Origin of the sequence: Sphingopyxis lindanitolerans, from assembly GCF_002993885.1 — a bacterium.
Classification (GTDB): Bacteria; Pseudomonadota; Alphaproteobacteria; order Sphingomonadales; family Sphingomonadaceae; genus Sphingopyxis; species Sphingopyxis lindanitolerans.
This window is the reverse complement of the sequence record NZ_CM009578.1, coordinates 3,288,880-3,305,159: the sequence shown is the minus strand read 5'-3', so window position 1 is coordinate 3,305,159 and position 16,280 is coordinate 3,288,880. Positions and strand designations below refer to the sequence as shown.

General features: G+C 66.9%; 14 protein-coding genes. 8 read left to right on the top strand and 6 right to left on the bottom strand.

What is annotated here, in order from left to right; all coding sequences use genetic code 11:
• Nucleotides 1-122 precede the first annotated feature (122 nt).
• The 3 genes from CVO77_RS15750 to CVO77_RS15740 form a co-directional block, all read right to left on the bottom strand.
• Nucleotides 123-974: a hypothetical protein gene (locus CVO77_RS15750; RefSeq protein WP_106000886.1), complete on the bottom strand. Its 852-nt coding sequence runs from the start codon at nucleotides 972-974 to the stop codon at nucleotides 123-125.
• Between the two features lie 142 nt (nucleotides 975-1,116).
• Nucleotides 1,117-2,088, bottom strand: coding sequence for a diacylglycerol/lipid kinase family protein (locus CVO77_RS15745; RefSeq protein WP_105999856.1), 972 nt, complete (start codon nucleotides 2,086-2,088; stop codon nucleotides 1,117-1,119).
• 6 nt (nucleotides 2,089-2,094) lie between these two features.
• A complete protein-coding gene (locus tag CVO77_RS15740; RefSeq protein WP_105999855.1) occupies nucleotides 2,095-2,568 on the bottom strand; it encodes a DUF2141 domain-containing protein in 474 nt (157 codons plus the stop codon).
• 120 nt (nucleotides 2,569-2,688) lie between these two features.
• On the opposite strand from CVO77_RS15740, the gene lptF reads away from it, so the two are divergent.
• Together lptF and lptG are read left to right on the top strand one after the other, a co-directional pair.
• Nucleotides 2,689-3,897 (top strand): LPS export ABC transporter permease LptF, encoded by a 1,209-nt coding sequence (gene lptF / locus CVO77_RS15735; RefSeq protein ID WP_105999854.1) that lies wholly within the window; start codon nucleotides 2,689-2,691, stop codon nucleotides 3,895-3,897.
• 1 nt (nucleotide 3,898) lies between these two features.
• A complete protein-coding gene (gene lptG, locus CVO77_RS15730; protein ID WP_105999853.1) occupies nucleotides 3,899-4,996 on the top strand; it encodes an LPS export ABC transporter permease LptG in 1,098 nt (365 codons plus the stop codon).
• Here lptG and CVO77_RS15725 read toward each other — a convergent pair whose 3' ends face one another.
• Together CVO77_RS15725 and CVO77_RS15720 are read right to left on the bottom strand one after the other, a co-directional pair.
• The gene (locus CVO77_RS15725) at nucleotides 4,997-5,389 is read right to left on the bottom strand and encodes an acyl-CoA thioesterase (protein WP_105999852.1); all 393 of its coding nucleotides are present in this window, start codon (nucleotides 5,387-5,389) and stop codon (nucleotides 4,997-4,999) included. It lies immediately after the preceding gene.
• Nucleotides 5,390-5,539: 150 nt separating this feature from the next.
• Entirely contained in the window at nucleotides 5,540-6,787 is a 1,248-nt protein-coding gene (locus CVO77_RS15720) for a threonine ammonia-lyase (RefSeq protein WP_105999851.1), read from the bottom strand.
• 236 nt (nucleotides 6,788-7,023) lie between these two features.
• Between CVO77_RS15720 and CVO77_RS15715 the strand changes: the two genes are divergently transcribed.
• From CVO77_RS15715 to CVO77_RS15695, 5 genes are all read left to right on the top strand, one after another.
• Nucleotides 7,024-7,902: an NAD(P)-dependent oxidoreductase gene (locus CVO77_RS15715; protein ID WP_106000885.1), complete on the top strand. Its 879-nt coding sequence runs from the start codon at nucleotides 7,024-7,026 to the stop codon at nucleotides 7,900-7,902.
• Between the two features lie 194 nt (nucleotides 7,903-8,096).
• A complete protein-coding gene (locus tag CVO77_RS15710) occupies nucleotides 8,097-9,740 on the top strand; it encodes an amidohydrolase (protein ID WP_105999850.1) in 1,644 nt (547 codons plus the stop codon).
• Entirely contained in the window at nucleotides 9,737-10,981 is a 1,245-nt protein-coding gene (locus CVO77_RS15705; protein ID WP_105999849.1) for an NAD(P)/FAD-dependent oxidoreductase, read from the top strand. Before CVO77_RS15710 ends, CVO77_RS15705 begins: the two co-directional genes overlap by 4 nt.
• A gap of 137 nt (nucleotides 10,982-11,118) precedes the next feature.
• Nucleotides 11,119-12,267 carry an alpha-hydroxy acid oxidase gene (locus CVO77_RS15700; protein WP_105999848.1) on the top strand — a complete coding sequence of 383 codons (1,149 nt, stop codon included), beginning with the start codon at nucleotides 11,119-11,121 and terminating at the stop codon, nucleotides 12,265-12,267.
• 93 nt (nucleotides 12,268-12,360) lie between these two features.
• Entirely contained in the window at nucleotides 12,361-13,932 is a 1,572-nt protein-coding gene (locus CVO77_RS15695; RefSeq protein ID WP_105999847.1) for a toll/interleukin-1 receptor domain-containing protein, read from the top strand.
• 135 nt (nucleotides 13,933-14,067) lie between these two features.
• Here CVO77_RS15695 and CVO77_RS15690 read toward each other — a convergent pair whose 3' ends face one another.
• Nucleotides 14,068-14,814, bottom strand: a complete 747-nt coding sequence (locus CVO77_RS15690; protein WP_105999846.1) for a TorF family putative porin — start codon at nucleotides 14,812-14,814, stop codon at nucleotides 14,068-14,070.
• Between the two features lie 260 nt (nucleotides 14,815-15,074).
• Here CVO77_RS15690 and ispG point away from each other — a divergent pair, with 260 nt between their 5' ends.
• A complete protein-coding gene (ispG, locus tag CVO77_RS15685) occupies nucleotides 15,075-16,226 on the top strand; it encodes a flavodoxin-dependent (E)-4-hydroxy-3-methylbut-2-enyl-diphosphate synthase (protein ID WP_105999845.1) in 1,152 nt (383 codons plus the stop codon).
• Nucleotides 16,227-16,280: the final 54 nt, after the last annotated feature.

Genomic DNA, 16,280 nt, shown 5'->3' with positions numbered 1-16,280 from the left:
TGACGCCGAGCCGACAGGTGTCTCGACTTCGGCCAAGGCCGAAGTTTATCCTGAGCGCCTGCCAAGGCAGTCGAAGGGCTCAACACGAACGGAAACGGGGTCAGATCTAACGCACGCCGCTCTCAGCGGATCGCGCCGCTCTTCATCAGGCGCGGCACCAGCGTCACCGCGGCGAGCAGCGGCCAGCGGCGCTGCCACGGCTTGATCTCGATCTTCGTGCCCGCGTGGCGATTGATCTTCCACGCCAGATAATCGATCCCGCCGGCATAGGTGAGGCTCGCCTTCGCCAACCGCGCGATGCTGAGCAGCTTGCCCTCGATGCGGCGGCGCGCCCAGCCGCCGCTCGGCGCGCCGGCGGGAATCGCGGCGATAGCCGGCTCGCTGAAGCGGCGATAGCGGTCGGGGTCGGCATCGACGACCGATTGCGCGCGGGTCGTCCGTTCGGCGCGCAACTCGGCCGAATAGGTCAGCGAGAAGGCGCGGCGCCACCAGTCGAGCGATTCCTCGCCACCCCGTGAACCGGCGGCGGCGAGCAATGTCGGCGCGGCGCGCGCCACCGCCGCGACCGCGCGGCCCGCCGCGGTATCGTCGACCGTCCAGACGAGCCGCGACGGCTGGGCAAAGCGCGCCCAAACCGATATATTGCGCGTTTCCGGGCCGTTGAGGCGATGAAAATCACCCTCGCTCAGCACCGCATATTTGGCGACCAGCCCGCCGTGCTGAAAGGGAAAGACATTGGGCGGGATCAGCCGGTTCGCGAGCGCCAGCCAGCGCCGCGGATAAGCGTCGCCATAGTCCGAGACGATCAGATAGAAATCGAGCATCAGCCCGTCGAGCTGCGTCTCGCGCAGGCAGCTTCCATAGAAGAGGACCGACCGCGCGCTGCCCGGATATTCGGCGGCGATCGCCGCCGCCATCGCGGCGACGCGCGGATCGACGGGGAGCGACAGTTCTTCGCGGATCAATTGCGTCAGCCTTCCCGATTCCCCGAGCGAAGCCGAGGGGCTCGTTCGAGCGAAGCGAGAATTGCTCGCGGGCCTCGACTGCGCTCGGCCGGTCCCCCCGGCTTCGCTCGGAGAATCGGATAAGTGGATGGAATCGCGCATAACGCGGCGCTCAGACTGCGAGGCGCAGGAAGGGCACCGGCTGGGTCGAGGTCAGGATGATCGGCTTGCCGTTCCGCGCCTCGAAAATCTCGCCGTCGAGAATGACGTTCGAGCGTTCGCCCTCGATGCGGATTTCGTCGCCCTGCTGGAAATGCACGCCGTCGAGCTGTTTCTGTCCCAGCGTCCCGCGCCACGTCGCCCCGAGCATCCGGAACAATGCACCGACATTGCTGTCGGTCGCGAGCAGCTTCATATGGCCGTTCGGTCCGGGGCCATCACCGGTGCGGATGCTGAGCAGCAGCTTTTCGAGCGTCGTCACGATCAGCAGCGAGAATTTGCCCTTGAACTCGCCCTGGCGGACAAGCGACACCGTCATCGGTTCGGGCTTGGGCGGCAGGCGTCCGCCGCCGATCCCAAAGATCATCGCGAACAGGCCGAGGATCGCCGCCAGGACGTGCGACACGCCATTGGGCAGTCCGAGCGGATAGATGCGGTGGCGGCAATAGAGCATGACGTCGGCGAGATAGGCGCCGCCAAGGAACATGCCGAGCACCGGGCGCGCGCCGTCGCGGTCGAGCGAGATCAGCTGGCGCTGGACCACATGATCCTCGAGCCGGCCATCGTGGACCAGTTCGACGACGCGCTGCAACGCCTTGATCGGGTCGCCCTCGGCGCCCAGGTCGAGCGCGATCAAATTGGTCTTGCCGTTGGGCAGCACCGCGACCGGCGGCGGCGAACCGCCGAAATGGCCGCCCGAATAAAGCTCGGTCAGCGCCGCCTGGACGGTGCCGTCGCCGCCGTTGATCGCGACGATGCGCGGGGACACCAACGCGATGGTGCGGATCGCTTCGCCGATCTGATCGACGTCCTCGACCTCATAATGAAAAATGTCGGGATGCGCCGCGCAATATTCGCGCACCCGCGGCAACAGGGCCCGGTTACCCGTCGAGCGTGGATTGGAAAGAAGCGCGACGCTCGCCATTCGTCCCTACATATATTTCATGGTGATGGTGATCGTCCGCGGCGCATTGCCGACCGCAAAGGCCGTCTTCTTGTAACTCGGCTTGCCGAGGTTGAAGATGTTGATGCTCGGATTGTTCGACATGCCGCCGCCGTCGGAGGTCAGGTCGGTCTTGCCGTTGCCGTTGACGTCGTGACGCACCGCGATGCCATAGCTGCCGGCTTCGGGCAGCGGCACGCACACGGTCATCGATCCGGCGCGCACGGGCGCTTCGATCCGGGTGATCCAGCGGCCCTTGGCGAGCCAGTCGGCCGCGGTCGCACGATAGCTTTGCACGCGCACCTTGCCCGTGCCGCCTTTCAGGCCGTTGATCTGAACCAGAGTGGACGGTCCGCTCCGGCACTTCGACAGATCGTTCGACAGGACCTGTCCTTCTGCGTTCGCCGCTCCCGCGACGGTCAGCAAAGCAAGACAGAGGAACGTCGATACAAATTTCGACATGACGCAATAGCTCCCAGTGGTTATAGCCATGCCAGCCAGGCTGGTATGGGCCCCTGTCGCCCTTGAATCGGCATATCGGAAACATTTGCGGCCAAATCATGGTGATGGGGCGACCGAAACTTGAATAAGCTACCCGCCATCGATCGGTATATCGCGCGACTGATCTTCTTTCCCATGCTCGGCACCCTCGTCCTCTCGGCGATGTTGCTGGTGCTGGAGAAGATGCTCCGCCTCTTCGATTTCGTCGCGACCGAGGGCGGTCCGGTGAGCGTCGTGTGGCGGATGCTCGCCAATCTGATCCCCGAATATCTGTCGCTCGGCATTCCGATCGGGCTGATGCTCGGCATCCTCCTCGCCTTTCGCCGCCTCGCGACGTCGAGCGAGCTCGACGTGCTGCGCGGCGTCGGCATGAGCTTTGGGCGGCTGCTGCGCGTCCCCTATGCCTTTGCCTTCGCGCTCGCTTTGCTCAACCTCGCGATCGTCGGCTTCATCCAGCCCTATGCCCGCTATGCCTATGAAGGCTTGCAGTTCGACCTGCGCTCGGGCGCGCTCGGGGCGTCGATCAAGGTCGGTGAATTCACCAAGCTCGGCGACCGCATGACGCTGCGAATCGAGCAGAGCTATGACGATGGCCGCAGCTTGCGCGGCATTTTCGTGCGCGGCGACAACAAGGACGGGCAGCGGGTGTCGGCGACCGCGTCGCGCGGCCAGTTCCTCGCGACCGACGATCCGAACACGATCATCCTGCGCCTGTCGCAGGGGGTGCTGATCCATGAATCGCCCAAATTCGCGGTGCCGCGCGTCCTGACCTTCGACAATCACGACCTGCCGATCCCGCTGCCCAAGATCGAGGCGTTCCGCCTGCGCGGCGGCGCCGACCGCGAGCTGACGATCCCCGAGCTGTTCGTCGTCGGCAAGGACAAGACCGAGCCGCTGAAGACCCGGCTCGAATCGCGCGCGAATTTCCATTTCCGCATCGTCGAGGTCGCGTCGATGTTCCTCGTTCCGCTGATCGCGCTCGCGCTCGCCATCCCGCCCAAGCGCTCGACCTCGGCGCTCGGCGTCTTCCTGTCGATCGTGATGCTGGTGACCCAGCACAAGATCAACCAATATGCCGAAGACATGGGCGCGCGCGGCGTCATCGACCCGCTGATCGCCCTGTGGGTGCCCTTCCTGCTGTTCGCGGGGCTTTCGGTCTGGATGTATTACACGCTCGCGCACGTCCCCGGCGGCCAGCCGATCGGCGCGCTCGAACGGGTCGCGGCCAAGGTCGGCGCGCGCATCCGCGGCCTGATCCGCATCTTCCAGCGCAAGCCGCAGACCATCTGACATGCACCAGCTTCACTTTTTCCCGTCGCGCACGATGGCGCTTTATGTCGGGCGGATGTTCCTGATCCGCACCTTTTCGATCCTGTTCGCGCTGGTGCTGGTGCTGCAGACGCTCGATCTGCTCGGCGAAAGCGGCAAGATCCTGGCCGTCGCGGGCAATGGCGACAGCGATGTCTGGCGCTATGTCGGCATGCGGATGCCGCAGATCATCGAGACATTCCTGCCTTTTTCGGTCCTGCTGGGCACGATCCTGACGCTGATGACGCTCAACCAGAACAGCGAAGTGATCGCGATGAAGGCGGCCGGCATGTCGGCGCATCAGGTACTCGCGCCGCTGTTCCTCGCCGCGCTGCTCGTCGCGGGCATCAGCTTTGGTTTCAACGAACGCATCGTCACCCGCTCGACCGCCGCGCTCAGCGCCTGGCAAAAGGTCGAATATGCGCAGGTGCCGAGGGACAGCGGCGTCCGAACGAATATCTGGGTTCGCGACGGCAATGACCTGATCAACGCCGCGACGGTCGAAACCGGCGGGCCGGTGATCGTGCTTCGCGGCGTCACCATCTATGAACGGACGCAGGGCGTGCTGTCGTCGATGCTGAAGGCCGACAGCGCGCGCCCGGTCGCGGGGGGCTGGGAAATGACCGACGCCCGCCGTTTCCTGCGCCGGTCGGGCACGCTCGAACCGCTCGGCACGATCACCGCGATGCAGGGTGTGCGCCCCGACCAGTTCACGCTGGCGCAGGTCGATGGCGACGAGCTGCCCTTCCCGCAGCTTGCCTCCGCCATCGCGGACCTCGAAGCCGCGGGGCGGCCGGTCGATGCGCTGAAGGGTGTGCTGTGGCACAAGATTTCGGGACCGCTGTCGGCGATCCTGATGCCGCTGCTCGGCGCCGTCGCCGCCTTTGGCCTGGCGCGATCGGGCAAGCTGTTCGTGCGCGCGATCCTCGGCATGGCGCTCGGCTTCGCCTATTTCGTCGCCGACAATTTCGCCCTCGCGATGGGCGATCTTGGCGCCTATTCGCCCTTCCTCGCCGCGTGGGGCCCGTTCATCCTCTTCGCGCTGATCGGCGAAATGATCCTGATCCGGACCGAGGAATAGCTAGCCCAGAAACGGCGCCACAACCGCATCGGTGACGCGCAGCGGCCGCCCGCTCGCCTTGTCGAGCAGCGCCCACACCGTCCGCGCGCGGACGTGCGCCTTGCCGTCGGCGCCGGTGAATTCCATGAAGCGGTCGAATTTCGCGCCCTGCGGCTTGTCGGCGACCCAGGTTCGCGCGGTCACCGTCTCGCCGGGGCCGAGCGCACGCAGATAGTCGATCTCGTGCCGCACCACGACCCAGACAAAAGCGTCTTTATGCGATTGCGGCGCCGCGGCATCCCAATGGCCGGTCGCGACCTGCTGGATCCACTGGACCCAGACGGCATTGTTGACATGGCCGAGTTCGTCGATCGTGTCGGGGGTGGCGGTGAGGGAGAGGGAAAATTCTTTCATCGGCCGCCCAGACTATGTCGAGATTCAGTTCGTGGTGGAGCGAGAATGGCTGACTCCGAGAACCGGAGCGCAGCGTACTTCAGTACGTGAGCACCGGAAGCGCAGGAGACGGCCGTTCGTAGCCCGCCACGGGCTGAATATCGGCATAGTCTAGGCCAGTTCCACCGTCGTCACCATATAGCCCGCATCGCGCAGCGAGGTGACGAGACTGTCGAGATGCTCGCGGTCGCGCGCTTCGCACTCGATGTCGGTGATCAGCCCCTTGGCGGGCAGCGTCGTGAAGATGCGCTGGTGATAGATTTCGATGATATTGACCTGCTTCTCGTCGAACAGCTTCATCACCTTGAACAGCGCGCCGGGCCGATCCTGAAGGCGGATGCGCAGCCGCGCGATGCGGCCCGAACGCGCCAGATCGCGCAGCAGCACATTGGCGAGCAGCCGCGTGTCGATATTGCCGCCGGTCAGCACCAGCCCGACCTTGCGCCCGGCAAACTGGTCGGGATGCGCGAGCATCGCCGCGAGGCCAGCGGCGCCCGCGCCCTCGACCACCGTCTTCTCGATCTGGAGCAGCAGGCTGACCGCGCGTTCGAGATGGCGTTCGGCGACGAGCACGATGTCGTCGTTGAGTTCGGCGACCAGCTTGCGGGTGTAAGCCCCCGGCTCCTTGACCGCGATCCCTTCGGCGAGCGTGTCGCCCTCGCACGCCATGTCGACGCCGTTCAATTCGGCATACATTGAGGGGTAAAGCTCGGCCTGCACCCCGACGAGGCGCATGTCGTTCTTGATCCCGCGCGCCGCGGTGCCCATGCCCGACAGCAGCCCGCCGCCACCGATCGGCACGATCAGCGTGTCGAGTTCGGGCACATCCTCGAGCATTTCGAGCGCCACCGTCCCCTGCCCCGCCGCGACATGCGGATGGTCGAAGGGGTGGACGAAGGTGAGGCCGCGCTCGACCTCCAACTCGCGCGCATGGGCATAGGCGTCGTCGAACTTCTCGCCGAACAGCACGATCGTCGCGCCGTGGCTCGCGGTTTGCGACACCTTCACCTGCGGCGTCGTGCTCGGCATCACGATGGTGACCGGAACGCCGAGGCGCTTGCCATGATAGGCAAGGCCCTGCGCATGATTGCCCGCCGACGCCGCGATCACGCCGCGCGCGCGCTGCTCGGGGTCCATCAACAACAGCGCGTTGAGCGCCCCGCGCTCCTTATAGGCCGCGGTGAATTGCAGATTTTCGAACTTCAGCCACACCTCGGCGCCGACCATTTCGGACAAGGTCTGCGAATGCAGCGTCGGCGTCCGCACGACCGAACCGTTAATTCGCCCCGCCGCCGCGCGCACATCGTCCAAGGTGATCGCCGGAAGATCGGCGGCGGTGAGCGTTGCAAGGTCTGTCATATCGGGCTGGCCCTAACGGCAAGCAGGGCGAAGGGAAAGACTTACTTATCCCTCTTATCCCTCCCCTTCAGGGGAGGGCAGCGAGACTTGCGAACTTGTTCGCTGGTCGCAGCGGGTGGGGGCTCGAGGCCTTGTTTAAGGCCGATGACCCCCACCCCAACCCCTCCCCTGAAAGGGAGGGACTTTATCGGACCCGGCTATGGCGCGCCGTGCAAACCATGGTTATGGATTGCCGCATGAGCGAACAGAAATTGCGCATCAGCTTCATCGGCACCGGCGTCATGGGCGGGCCGATGGCGGGGCATCTCGTCAAGGCGGGGCACGACCTCACCGTCTATAACCGCACCCGCGCCAAGGCCGACGCCTGGGTGCGCGACTATGGCGGCGCGGTGGCGGCGACCCCGGCGGAGGCGGCGAAGGACGCCGATGTCGTGCTGAGCTGCGTCGGCAATGACGACGATCTCGCGCAGGTGACGCTCGGCCGCGACGGTGCTTTCAAGGCGATGGCGAAGGGCGCGCTGTTCATCGATCACACCACCGTGTCGGCGCGGATCGCGCGCCAGCTTTCGGTCGAGGCCGAGGGACTCGGCCTGCTGAGCGTCGACGCTCCGGTCTCGGGCGGCGAATCGGGGGCACAGGCGGGGACGCTGTCGGCGATGTGCGGCGGAACGAAGGCGGCGTTCGACGCCGCCGAGCCGATCATGCGCGCCTATGCCGCGCGCATCACCCATATCGGCGGCCCCGGTGCCGGGCAGACGACCAAGATGGTCAACCAGATCGCGATCGCCGGGGTGGTCGAGGGCCTGTCCGAGGCCTTGCGTTTCGCGCAGGCGTCGAAGCTCGACACCGACAAGGTGTTCGAGGCGGTGTCGGGTGGCGCCGCGGCAAGCTGGCAGATGCTCAACCGCTGGGGAACGATGGCGAAGGACGAATTCGACTTCGGCTTCGCGGTCGACTGGATGCGCAAGGATCTGGGCCTCGCGCTCGACGAAGCGCGGGTCAACGGCGCGACGCTGCCGGTGGCGAGCCTCGTCGATCAATTCTACGCCGAGGTGCAGAAGGCCGGGGGCGGACGAAAGGATACGAGTTCGCTGGTGACGAGGCTGCCGAAATGAGCGCCATCGAAGTCCCGCTTGCACTGGCAGAAAAGAACAGGTGTGTCCCCGCGAAGGCGGGGACCCATCTCCCGCCGGTTAAAACTGGCACTGTCAGGAGATGGGCTCCCGCCTTCGCGGGAGCACGCAGCTTTTTCAGCAAAGCCAATCGGCTCGCAAGTCTCGCTGCCTTTCCCGCAAGCCGGAGTGGATTGATGGCTCTCGCGGCTTTGGCTCTCACCCCCCCCGCCCACGCCGACACGCTCGTCGACAATGTCAACGGCATCACCCTCGACCAGGATGGCAAGGTCGTCCGCTTCACCGGCCTCCTCATCGGCAGCGACGGCAAGGTCAGGCAGCTTCTCGACCGCAAGGACAAGCGCCCCGAACGCCCCGATTTCAAGGAGGACGGCAAGGGCCGCACGCTGATCCCCGGCCTGATCGACGCGCATGGGCATGTCATGGGGCTTGGCTTCTCGCTGATGCTGCTCGACCTGTCGGACACGCATTCGCTGGCCGAGGCGCAGGCGGCGATCCGCCAATATGCCGCCGACAATCCCGAAATGCCGTGGATCATCGGGTCGGGCTGGAACCAGGAGAAATGGGGCCTCGGCCGCTTTCCCACAGCGGCCGACCTCGACGCGGTCGTCGCCGACCGCCCGGTGTGGCTCGAGCGTGTCGACGGCCATGCCGGCTGGGCGAACAGCGCCGCGATGGCGGCCGCGAAGATCGGCCCGACGACCAAAGCGCCCGAGGGCGGCCGGATCGAGATGGCGGGCGGCAAGCCGAGCGGCGTGTTCGTCGATGCCGCCGTCGCGCTCGTCGATGCCGCGAAGCCCAAGCCGCTGGCGCGCGACCTCGACCGCGCCTTCCTGCTCGCGCAGCAGAAGCTGATCTCGCAGGGCATCACCACCATCGCCGACATGGGGACGACGATTCAGGAATGGCAGGCCTATCGCCGCGCCGGCGACAAGAAACAGCTCGCGATCCGCATCCTCTCCTATGGCCGCGACATCGACAATATGGCGCTGATCGCGGGCAGCGAGCCGACGCCGTGGCTGTATGACGACAAGCTGCGCATGGTCGGGGTAAAGCTCTATCTCGACGGCGCGCTCGGTTCGCGCGGCGCGTGGATGAAGGCGCCGTACAGCGACGCGCCGGGGCAAAAGGGCCTGCCCCTGCTCACCCCCGCGCAGCTTCGCAACAAGATGGTGCGCGCCTCGATGGACAAATTCCAGGTCGCAATCCACGCGATCGGCGACGCCGCCAATGCCGAGGCGCTCGACGCGATCGCCGATCTCTCCCGCGACCTGCCGGGCGAGCGCCGCTGGCGGATCGAACATGCGCAGATCGTCGATCCCGCCGACATCGCGCGCTTCGCCGAGATGAAGGTCGTCGCCTCGATGCAGCCGATCCACCAGCCCTCCGACCGGCTGATGGCCGAGGCGCGGCTCGGCCCCGACCGGCTGAAGGGCGCCTATGCGTGGCGCAGCATGGAGAAAGCGGGCGTCCGCCTTGCCTTCGGCTCCGATGTGCCGGTCGAAAGCGCGAACCCCTTCCCCGGCATCGCCGCCGCCATCTCGCGCACCGATGCCGCGGGACAGCCGGTCGGCGGCTGGCACCCCGAGGAGACGGTGAGCCGCGAAACCGCGCTCGACGGCTTCACCCGCACCGCCGCCTATGCCGCTTTCGCCGAGGATCGGCTCGGCACGCTGATGCCCGGAATGCGCGCCGATTTCGTCATCCTCGCCGACGATCCGCTGCTCGCCAGCCCCGACGCGATTCGCAAGATGACCCCGCTCGAAACCTGGATCGGCGGCTATCGCTATTACAAGAAGCAGGGCGGCGCGGGCGGATGACGCTCGACCGCCGCCGCCTGATCGCCGCGCTGGGCGCCGTGCCGGTCGCGCTCGCGCTGGGGGCTGCGAAGAAGGAACCGAAGCGCAGGGACCCGCCCGAACCGCGCCCCTCGCGCCGCCGCAAGGGCGCAAAGCCGCCCGCGAAGCACGTCGATGTCGCGGTGGTCGGCGCCGGCGCGATCGGCGCCTGGACCGCGTGGCACCTCGTCCGCGCCGGGCTGAGCGTTCGGCTGTTCGACGCCTATGGCGCGGGCAACGGGCGCGCCGCGTCGAACCTGCCGTCGATGCTGCTCGACCCGGTGCAGGGCGGCGACGCGCTTTATGCCGACCTTGTCGATGACAGCCGCGATGCGTGGGAGCGCCTGTCCGACAGCGCGAGCCTGCCGATCCTGACGCCGTGCGAGGCGGTGACCGCGCTCGCCGCGACCGAGGCGTTTGGCGAGCCGCGCGGCGCCGACCGCACCACCGGCGCGCGGCTGCGCGACCGCTTCACCCAGATCGCCTGGCGCCCCGACGAGGCGGCCCTGCACGCCGAAAAGGCCGCGATGATCGCGGGTCGCCGCGCCATTCTCGAAACGATCCTCGACGCGCAGGTCGCGCCCGAAGATGTCGTGATGCCCGCCCCCCTGCGCGACAAGAAGCAGGGTCTTTACGTGCTTCCCGACGGCGGCACCGCGCAGAGCCTCGTCTATGCGACCGGCGCCTGGCTGACCGAGCTGTTCCCGCAGATATTGACGCCCGCGCGCCTGTCGGCCGTGCGCCAGCAGGTGTTTCACTTTGGCCCTGGCCAAGGCGACACCCAGTTCCGTCCGCCCGCGATGCCCGCGCTCATCGACCGCGCCTATGGCTTCAACCTGCTCCCCGATGTCGAGGGCGTCGGGGTGCGCGTGTGGAAAAGCGCGCCCGACGCGAGCGTCGATCCCGACAGCTTCGACCGCCGCGCCGATGAGCGGGCCTTGGCCGACGCGCGTCAGTGGCTCGCCGCGCGGCTGCCGCGCCTCGCCGACGCGCCCGTCGTCGCCAGCGTCGCCGCGCATGATTGCCGGACATCGACCGGCGACCTGCTGCTCGACCGCCTGCCGGGGCAGGATCGCGCCTGGATCGTCGGCGGCGGCGCGGGGCGGGCCTTCGCGCTTGCCCCCGCGATCGGCGCCCGCGTCGCCGCGCACGTCCGTGATGCCGGGCGCGCGATCGAGCCGCGCTGGGCGCTGGCGCGGTTGACGGGCGGCGGGACTGCATAAAATCCTTCCGCTTCCTGCCATCTTTCGTCATTGCGAGGAGCGCAGCGACGCGGCAATCTCCAGCCATCGGCCTTGTGCAAGGCCGATGGCTGGAGATTGCTTCGCTGCGCTCGCAATGACGAGGTAACCGGACCGACATGAAACTCACCGACTGCCACAATATCGACGATTTCCGCGGTCTGGCGAAACGCCGCCTGCCCTGGCCCGTGTTCGACTATATCGACGGCGCCGCCGACGACGAAGTCACGCGCCGCCGCAACCGCGCCGCCTTCGACCAATGCGACCTCATCCCGCGCGTCCTCGCCGGGGTCGAGAGCGTCAATATGAAGACGACGCTGTTCGGGCGCGAAATCGCGATGCCGCTTTTCCTGTCGCCGACCGCGCTCCAGCGGCTGTTCCACTGGCAGGGCGAGCGCGCGGTGCTGCGCGCCGCGGCGAAGGCCGGCACCGTTGCGGGCATTTCCAGCCTCGCGACGATCGGCCTCGCCGAAGCGGGGGCGCTGACCGACGGTCCCAAGCTGTTCCAGCTTTACGTCCACCACGACGAAGGCCTCAACAAGGCGATGCTGGACACCGCGCGCGATGCGAAATTCGACGCGGTCGCGCTGACCGTCGACACGATCGTCGGCGGCAATCGCGAACGCTGCCTGCGCTCGGGCTTCACCTCGCCGCCGCGCTTCACGGCGCGCAACATGCTGAGCTATGCGATCAAGCCCGGCTGGGGGCTCAACTATGTGCTGCGCGAGAAGTTCAGCCTGCCCAATCTTGCGACCCATGTCTCCGAAGGGTCGAGCGTGCCGAAATCGGTCGCCGAATATTTCACCTCGATGCTCGACCAGAGCCTCGACTGGAAGCGCGCCGAGGCGATCCGCAAGCAATGGGACGGCCCCTTCTGCCTGAAAGGCATCGCCGCGGTCGAGGATGCAAAGCGCGCGGTCGATATCGGCGCCACCGCGATCATGGTGTCGAACCACGGCGGCCGCCAGTTGGACGGCAGCCTCTCGCCCTTCGACGCGCTCGCCGACATCGTCGATGCGGTCGGCGACCGCATCGAGGTGATCTGCGACGGCGGCATCACGCGCGGCACCCATGTGCTCAAGGCCTTGTCGGTCGGCGCGAAGGCCTGTTCGGGCGGGCGCCTCTATCTCTACGCACTTGCCGCCGCGGGCGAGGATGGCGTGAACCGCGCGGTCGGCCTGCTGCGTGCCGAAATCGAACGCGGCATGAAACTGATGGGCGCGAAAAGCCTGTCCGACCTGTCGCGCGGCAACCTGCGCTGGCGTTAGGGGCCTGACCCTAGGCTTGCCAAGCCCGTTCGGGCTGCTATCGCACACGCATAGGTCGCGCGACATGTCTGGGGGATAAGGGTTGCAGCAGCCATGACGGACGCATCGAGCGAGCGTCCCTATGATATTTTCATCAGCTACAGCCGCGCCGATACGGCGAAGGCGACGCGGCTGCACGAACTGCTCGTCGCGCACGGCCATCATGTCTTCTTCGATTCCGAAGGCATCGATATCGGCGCCGAATTTCCCGACGTCATCGACCGCGCGGTCAAGGGCGCCAAGGTCGTGCTCGGCTGCTGGACGCAGGAAGCGATCCGGCGGCGCTGGGTCCGCATCGAAAACCGCATCGCGCTCGATCGCGGCACGCTGATCGCGATCGGCCTAGAGCCGATGAATCCCGAGGAACTGCCGGCCGAATTTTACAACGTCAACGTCCTCGACATGTCCGATTTCGACGGCGACGCCGCGCATCCGGGGTGGCAGCGCGTGCTCGCCGCGATCGACCGGCGGCTGAACCGCACCCCTGGCGCACGCGCCGACGAGGTCCGCCCCGCCGCCGCCGCGCCTCCCCCGCTCGCCCGCTGCAAGCGCCTTTCGCCCGTTCTGCTCGGCGCCGCGGCGCTGGTCGCCGCCGGGACGGATATCGGCGGCTGGTATGTCTTCGGCGGCCCGGCGACGCTCGACCGCGCGGCTTTCGTCGCCGATCTCGACACGACGCTGAACGCGACGCGGCCGGTGATGGACAATGCCGTCACCCGCGCGCTGAACGATGGCGAGACATCGACCAACGGCAAAATCTATTGGGCCGAAGCGCAGCTCGTCGCGGTGACCCGTTTCCTCTCGCCCTCCAGCCGCGGCCGCTACGAAGCCGCGGTCAAGCGCTTCTATGACCCCGCCTGCTGGTGCGTGAAGATCGAGGGCGCGCCCTTCACCGTCGTCTCGCTGTGGACCGTGATGGCTTATGCCACCGACGGGCGGGTGCCGCCCGCGCCGATCCTCGATGCGTTGCTCGCCGCCCAGAATCGCGAGGGCTGGTGGTCGAGCACGATGGACGCCGCCGACCGGCCCGACAATGGCGCGACCTATATCACCGCGTTCGGCGTCATCGCGCTGCGCGAACTCGATGCCGCGCTGGCGGGCGATCCGGCGACCCGCGCCAAGGTCAAGGCGGCGCGCGAGCGCGCGGTCGAATGGCTGAAGCGGCGGCGGCCGAAACGCGGCGACAACTGGCCCGATTATCCCGACAACAGCCTGCGCAGCGACGCCCCCGTCATCTCGGCGGTCGCGACGCTGGCGCTGTTGCCCGAAGTGCCGTCGGCCGAGGCAAAGACCATCGCCGGCGACTATGTCGCCGCGCTCGACAAGCTGACTCCGGTGGCCGCGAATTTCTCCAACGACGTCAACGTCACGCGCGCCGATGGCGAAACCTTCGTCGACAATTACCGGCACGTCCCGCGGGGGTGGGAGATTCATGCGCTCGCGCGCAGCTATCTGCTGCTCGACGGCGATCTCGCGGCCAAGGCGGCGGGGCTGCTCGCCGAGGCGGAACAGACCCAATTGTCCGATCCGCAACTCGCGCGGCAGGACTGGATGCTCGCCGAGCAATATATGGGCCTGCGCGGCGCGCGCGATGCCTTCGCCAAGCCGCCCGCGCCCAGGAAGTGACGCCCTGAGCAAACGGCACGACATCTTGAACGCACGATGCCCCGACTCGGCCGCGCCGCTCGATCACGCAAAAGGGGGCGGCCTTCCCCCGAAAGCCGCCCCCTTCGAGCGCGTGGTCGCTGACCAGCCGGGTGCCTAGAAGGCAACGCCCAGCGTAAAGACCACGGTCGGATCGTAAAGCGTGTCGACGGCCTTGACGCCCGTCTTCTTGATGTCGGTGTCGATATAGGCGACCGACAGCGTGGCCGGTCCGGCGGCGTAGGAGGCGCCGATCGACCAGTCGAGATATTGGCCGTCGGCGGACGCCGCGCCCAGCGAGCCGTCGGTGTAGCCAAGCCCGGCGTTCAGCGTGACCGGCGTGTTCGGAACCCCCAGGCCGAGGCCGAGGTTCAGATAGAGATTGTCTTCGCTGCCCAGCGATTTCTGGCTGGGGGCATATGCGACCAGCCCGGTCGCCGAAACCGGCCCGATGTCGTGCGACAGCGACCCGATCACTTCGACATAGTTCGCGGGGCCCGCGCCGTTATGATGGCCGGGATAGGCATAATAGGTGGTGTTGAGGTCGAGCGTCGTCCCCGGCGCGACTTCGGTCGAAAAGCCCGCGATCAGATCGAGCTCGAACTTGCCGTAGAGCGCGCTGTCGGGAAGGCCCGACCCCCAGGTGCCGACATAGAAGCCGCTTTCGTGAGTCAGCGTCAGGCTGGGCTGGACCTCGACCTTTTCGTTCGACAGCGAAATGCCGCGATAGCGATAGTCGGAAACGACATCGACGCCGCCCGACAGCGTGAACGGGCCGCTCGCCTCGGTCTGGGCGAGGGCCGGGGTCGACAGGAGCGATGCCGTAAAGAGCATGCCAAAGCACGCCTGGGTGAGAAACTTCATGGGTTGATCCCCTTGGATGGTTATTACCGGATCGTCCCAGCCTGCTGTGCGCGCCCACGCCTCTGTTCGGGCGCGTGACGATGCACGACCGGAAAGTTGCCGATTATGCTGCATCGCACAAATGAAAATTGCGTTTAGACGGCGATTGACCGGCGAACTGTGTCTTTCGCGCAACAGCCGCCGCCCGCGCACTTGGCTTTGCCAAGTCGGCGCCGGACGGCTAAGGAGCGCCCTATCCCTCCCTTTTTATCGAGCCAAGCATGAGCGATCACAACCCCGGCCTGCGCCCCTGGCGCGACATTGCGCGGCGCGACTGCCGCCAGATCATGGTCGGCACCGTCCCCATCGGCGGCGGCGCGCCGATCACGGTGCAGACGATGACGAACACGCCGACCAGCGATCCGGTTGCGACGATCGACCAGATTCGCCGCTGCGAGGAGGCGGGCGCCGACCTGATCCGCGTCTCCTGCCCCGACACCGACTCGACCGCGGCGCTCGGCCAGATCGTGCGGGCGGCGAACATCCCGATCATCGCCGACATCCATTTCCACTATAAGCGCGCGCTCGAAGCCGCCGACGCGGGCGCGGCGTGCCTGCGCATCAATCCCGGCAACATCGGCTCGTCCGAGCGCGTCGGCGAAGTCGTCCGCGCCGCCAAGGCGAACGGCTGCGCGATCCGCATCGGGGTCAACGCGGGCAGCCTGGAGAAGGATCTGCTCGAAAAATATGGCGAGCCCTGCCCCGAGGCGCTCGTCGAAAGCGCGCTCGACCATATCAAGCTGCTCCAGGACCATGATTTCCACGATTACAAGGTCGCGGTGAAGGCCAGCGATGCGTTTCTCGCGGTTGCCTCCTATATGCAGCTCGCCGACGCGGTCGACTGCCCGCTGCACCTCGGCATTACCGAGGCGGGCGGGCTGATCGGCGGCACGGTCAAATCGGCGCTCGGCATCGGCAATCTGCTCTGGGCCGGGATCGGCGACACGATCCGCGTCTCGCTCTCCGCCGAGCCCGAGGAGGAAGTGCGCGTCGGCTATGAGATATTGAAGACGCTGGGCCTGCGCACCCGCGGCGTCCGCGTCGTCAGTTGCCCCAGTTGCGCGCGCCAGGGCTTCGACGTCATCCGCACGGTGCAGGCGCTCGAGGACGCGCTCCAGCACATCAAGACCCCGATGTCGCTTTCGGTCCTCGGCTGCGTCGTCAACGGCCCCGGCGAGGCGCGCGAGACCGACATCGGCATCACCGGCGGCGGCAACGGCAAGCATATGGTCTATCTGTCGGGCGTCACCGACCACCATGTCGCCGACGCCGACATGATCGCGCATATCGTGGGGCTGGTCGAGGCCAAGGCCGCGGAAATCGACGCCGGCAGTTCGATCAGCATGGACGTGACGCACGGCAAGGCAGCGTGAAGCACGTTACGGTTCGCCGTCCGGGAGAGGGGCTCCGGGCGAAGAACCGCCATT

Excerpts from the sequence above, each read along its gene's own strand:
- CVO77_RS15710 (WP_105999850.1), top strand. The coding sequence starts at position 8,097 with ATGGCTCTCGCGGCTTTGGCTCTCACCCCCCCCGCCCACGCCGACACG.
- CVO77_RS15690 (WP_105999846.1), bottom strand. The coding sequence starts at position 14,814 with ATGAAGTTTCTCACCCAGGCGTGCTTTGGCATGCTCTTTACGGCATCG.
- ispG (WP_105999845.1), top strand. The coding sequence starts at position 15,075 with ATGAGCGATCACAACCCCGGCCTGCGCCCCTGGCGCGACATTGCGCGG.
- CVO77_RS15740 (WP_105999855.1), bottom strand. The coding sequence starts at position 2,568 with ATGTCGAAATTTGTATCGACGTTCCTCTGTCTTGCTTTGCTGACCGTC.
- CVO77_RS15715 (WP_106000885.1), top strand. The coding sequence starts at position 7,024 with ATGAGCGAACAGAAATTGCGCATCAGCTTCATCGGCACCGGCGTCATG.
- CVO77_RS15725 (WP_105999852.1), bottom strand. The coding sequence starts at position 5,389 with ATGAAAGAATTTTCCCTCTCCCTCACCGCCACCCCCGACACGATCGAC.
- lptG (WP_105999853.1), top strand. The coding sequence starts at position 3,899 with ATGCACCAGCTTCACTTTTTCCCGTCGCGCACGATGGCGCTTTATGTC.
- CVO77_RS15700 (WP_105999848.1), top strand. The coding sequence starts at position 11,119 with ATGAAACTCACCGACTGCCACAATATCGACGATTTCCGCGGTCTGGCG.
- CVO77_RS15745 (WP_105999856.1), bottom strand. The coding sequence starts at position 2,088 with ATGGCGAGCGTCGCGCTTCTTTCCAATCCACGCTCGACGGGTAACCGG.
- CVO77_RS15720 (WP_105999851.1), bottom strand. The coding sequence starts at position 6,787 with ATGACAGACCTTGCAACGCTCACCGCCGCCGATCTTCCGGCGATCACC.
- CVO77_RS15695 (WP_105999847.1), top strand. The coding sequence starts at position 12,361 with ATGACGGACGCATCGAGCGAGCGTCCCTATGATATTTTCATCAGCTAC.
- CVO77_RS15705 (WP_105999849.1), top strand. The coding sequence starts at position 9,737 with ATGACGCTCGACCGCCGCCGCCTGATCGCCGCGCTGGGCGCCGTGCCG.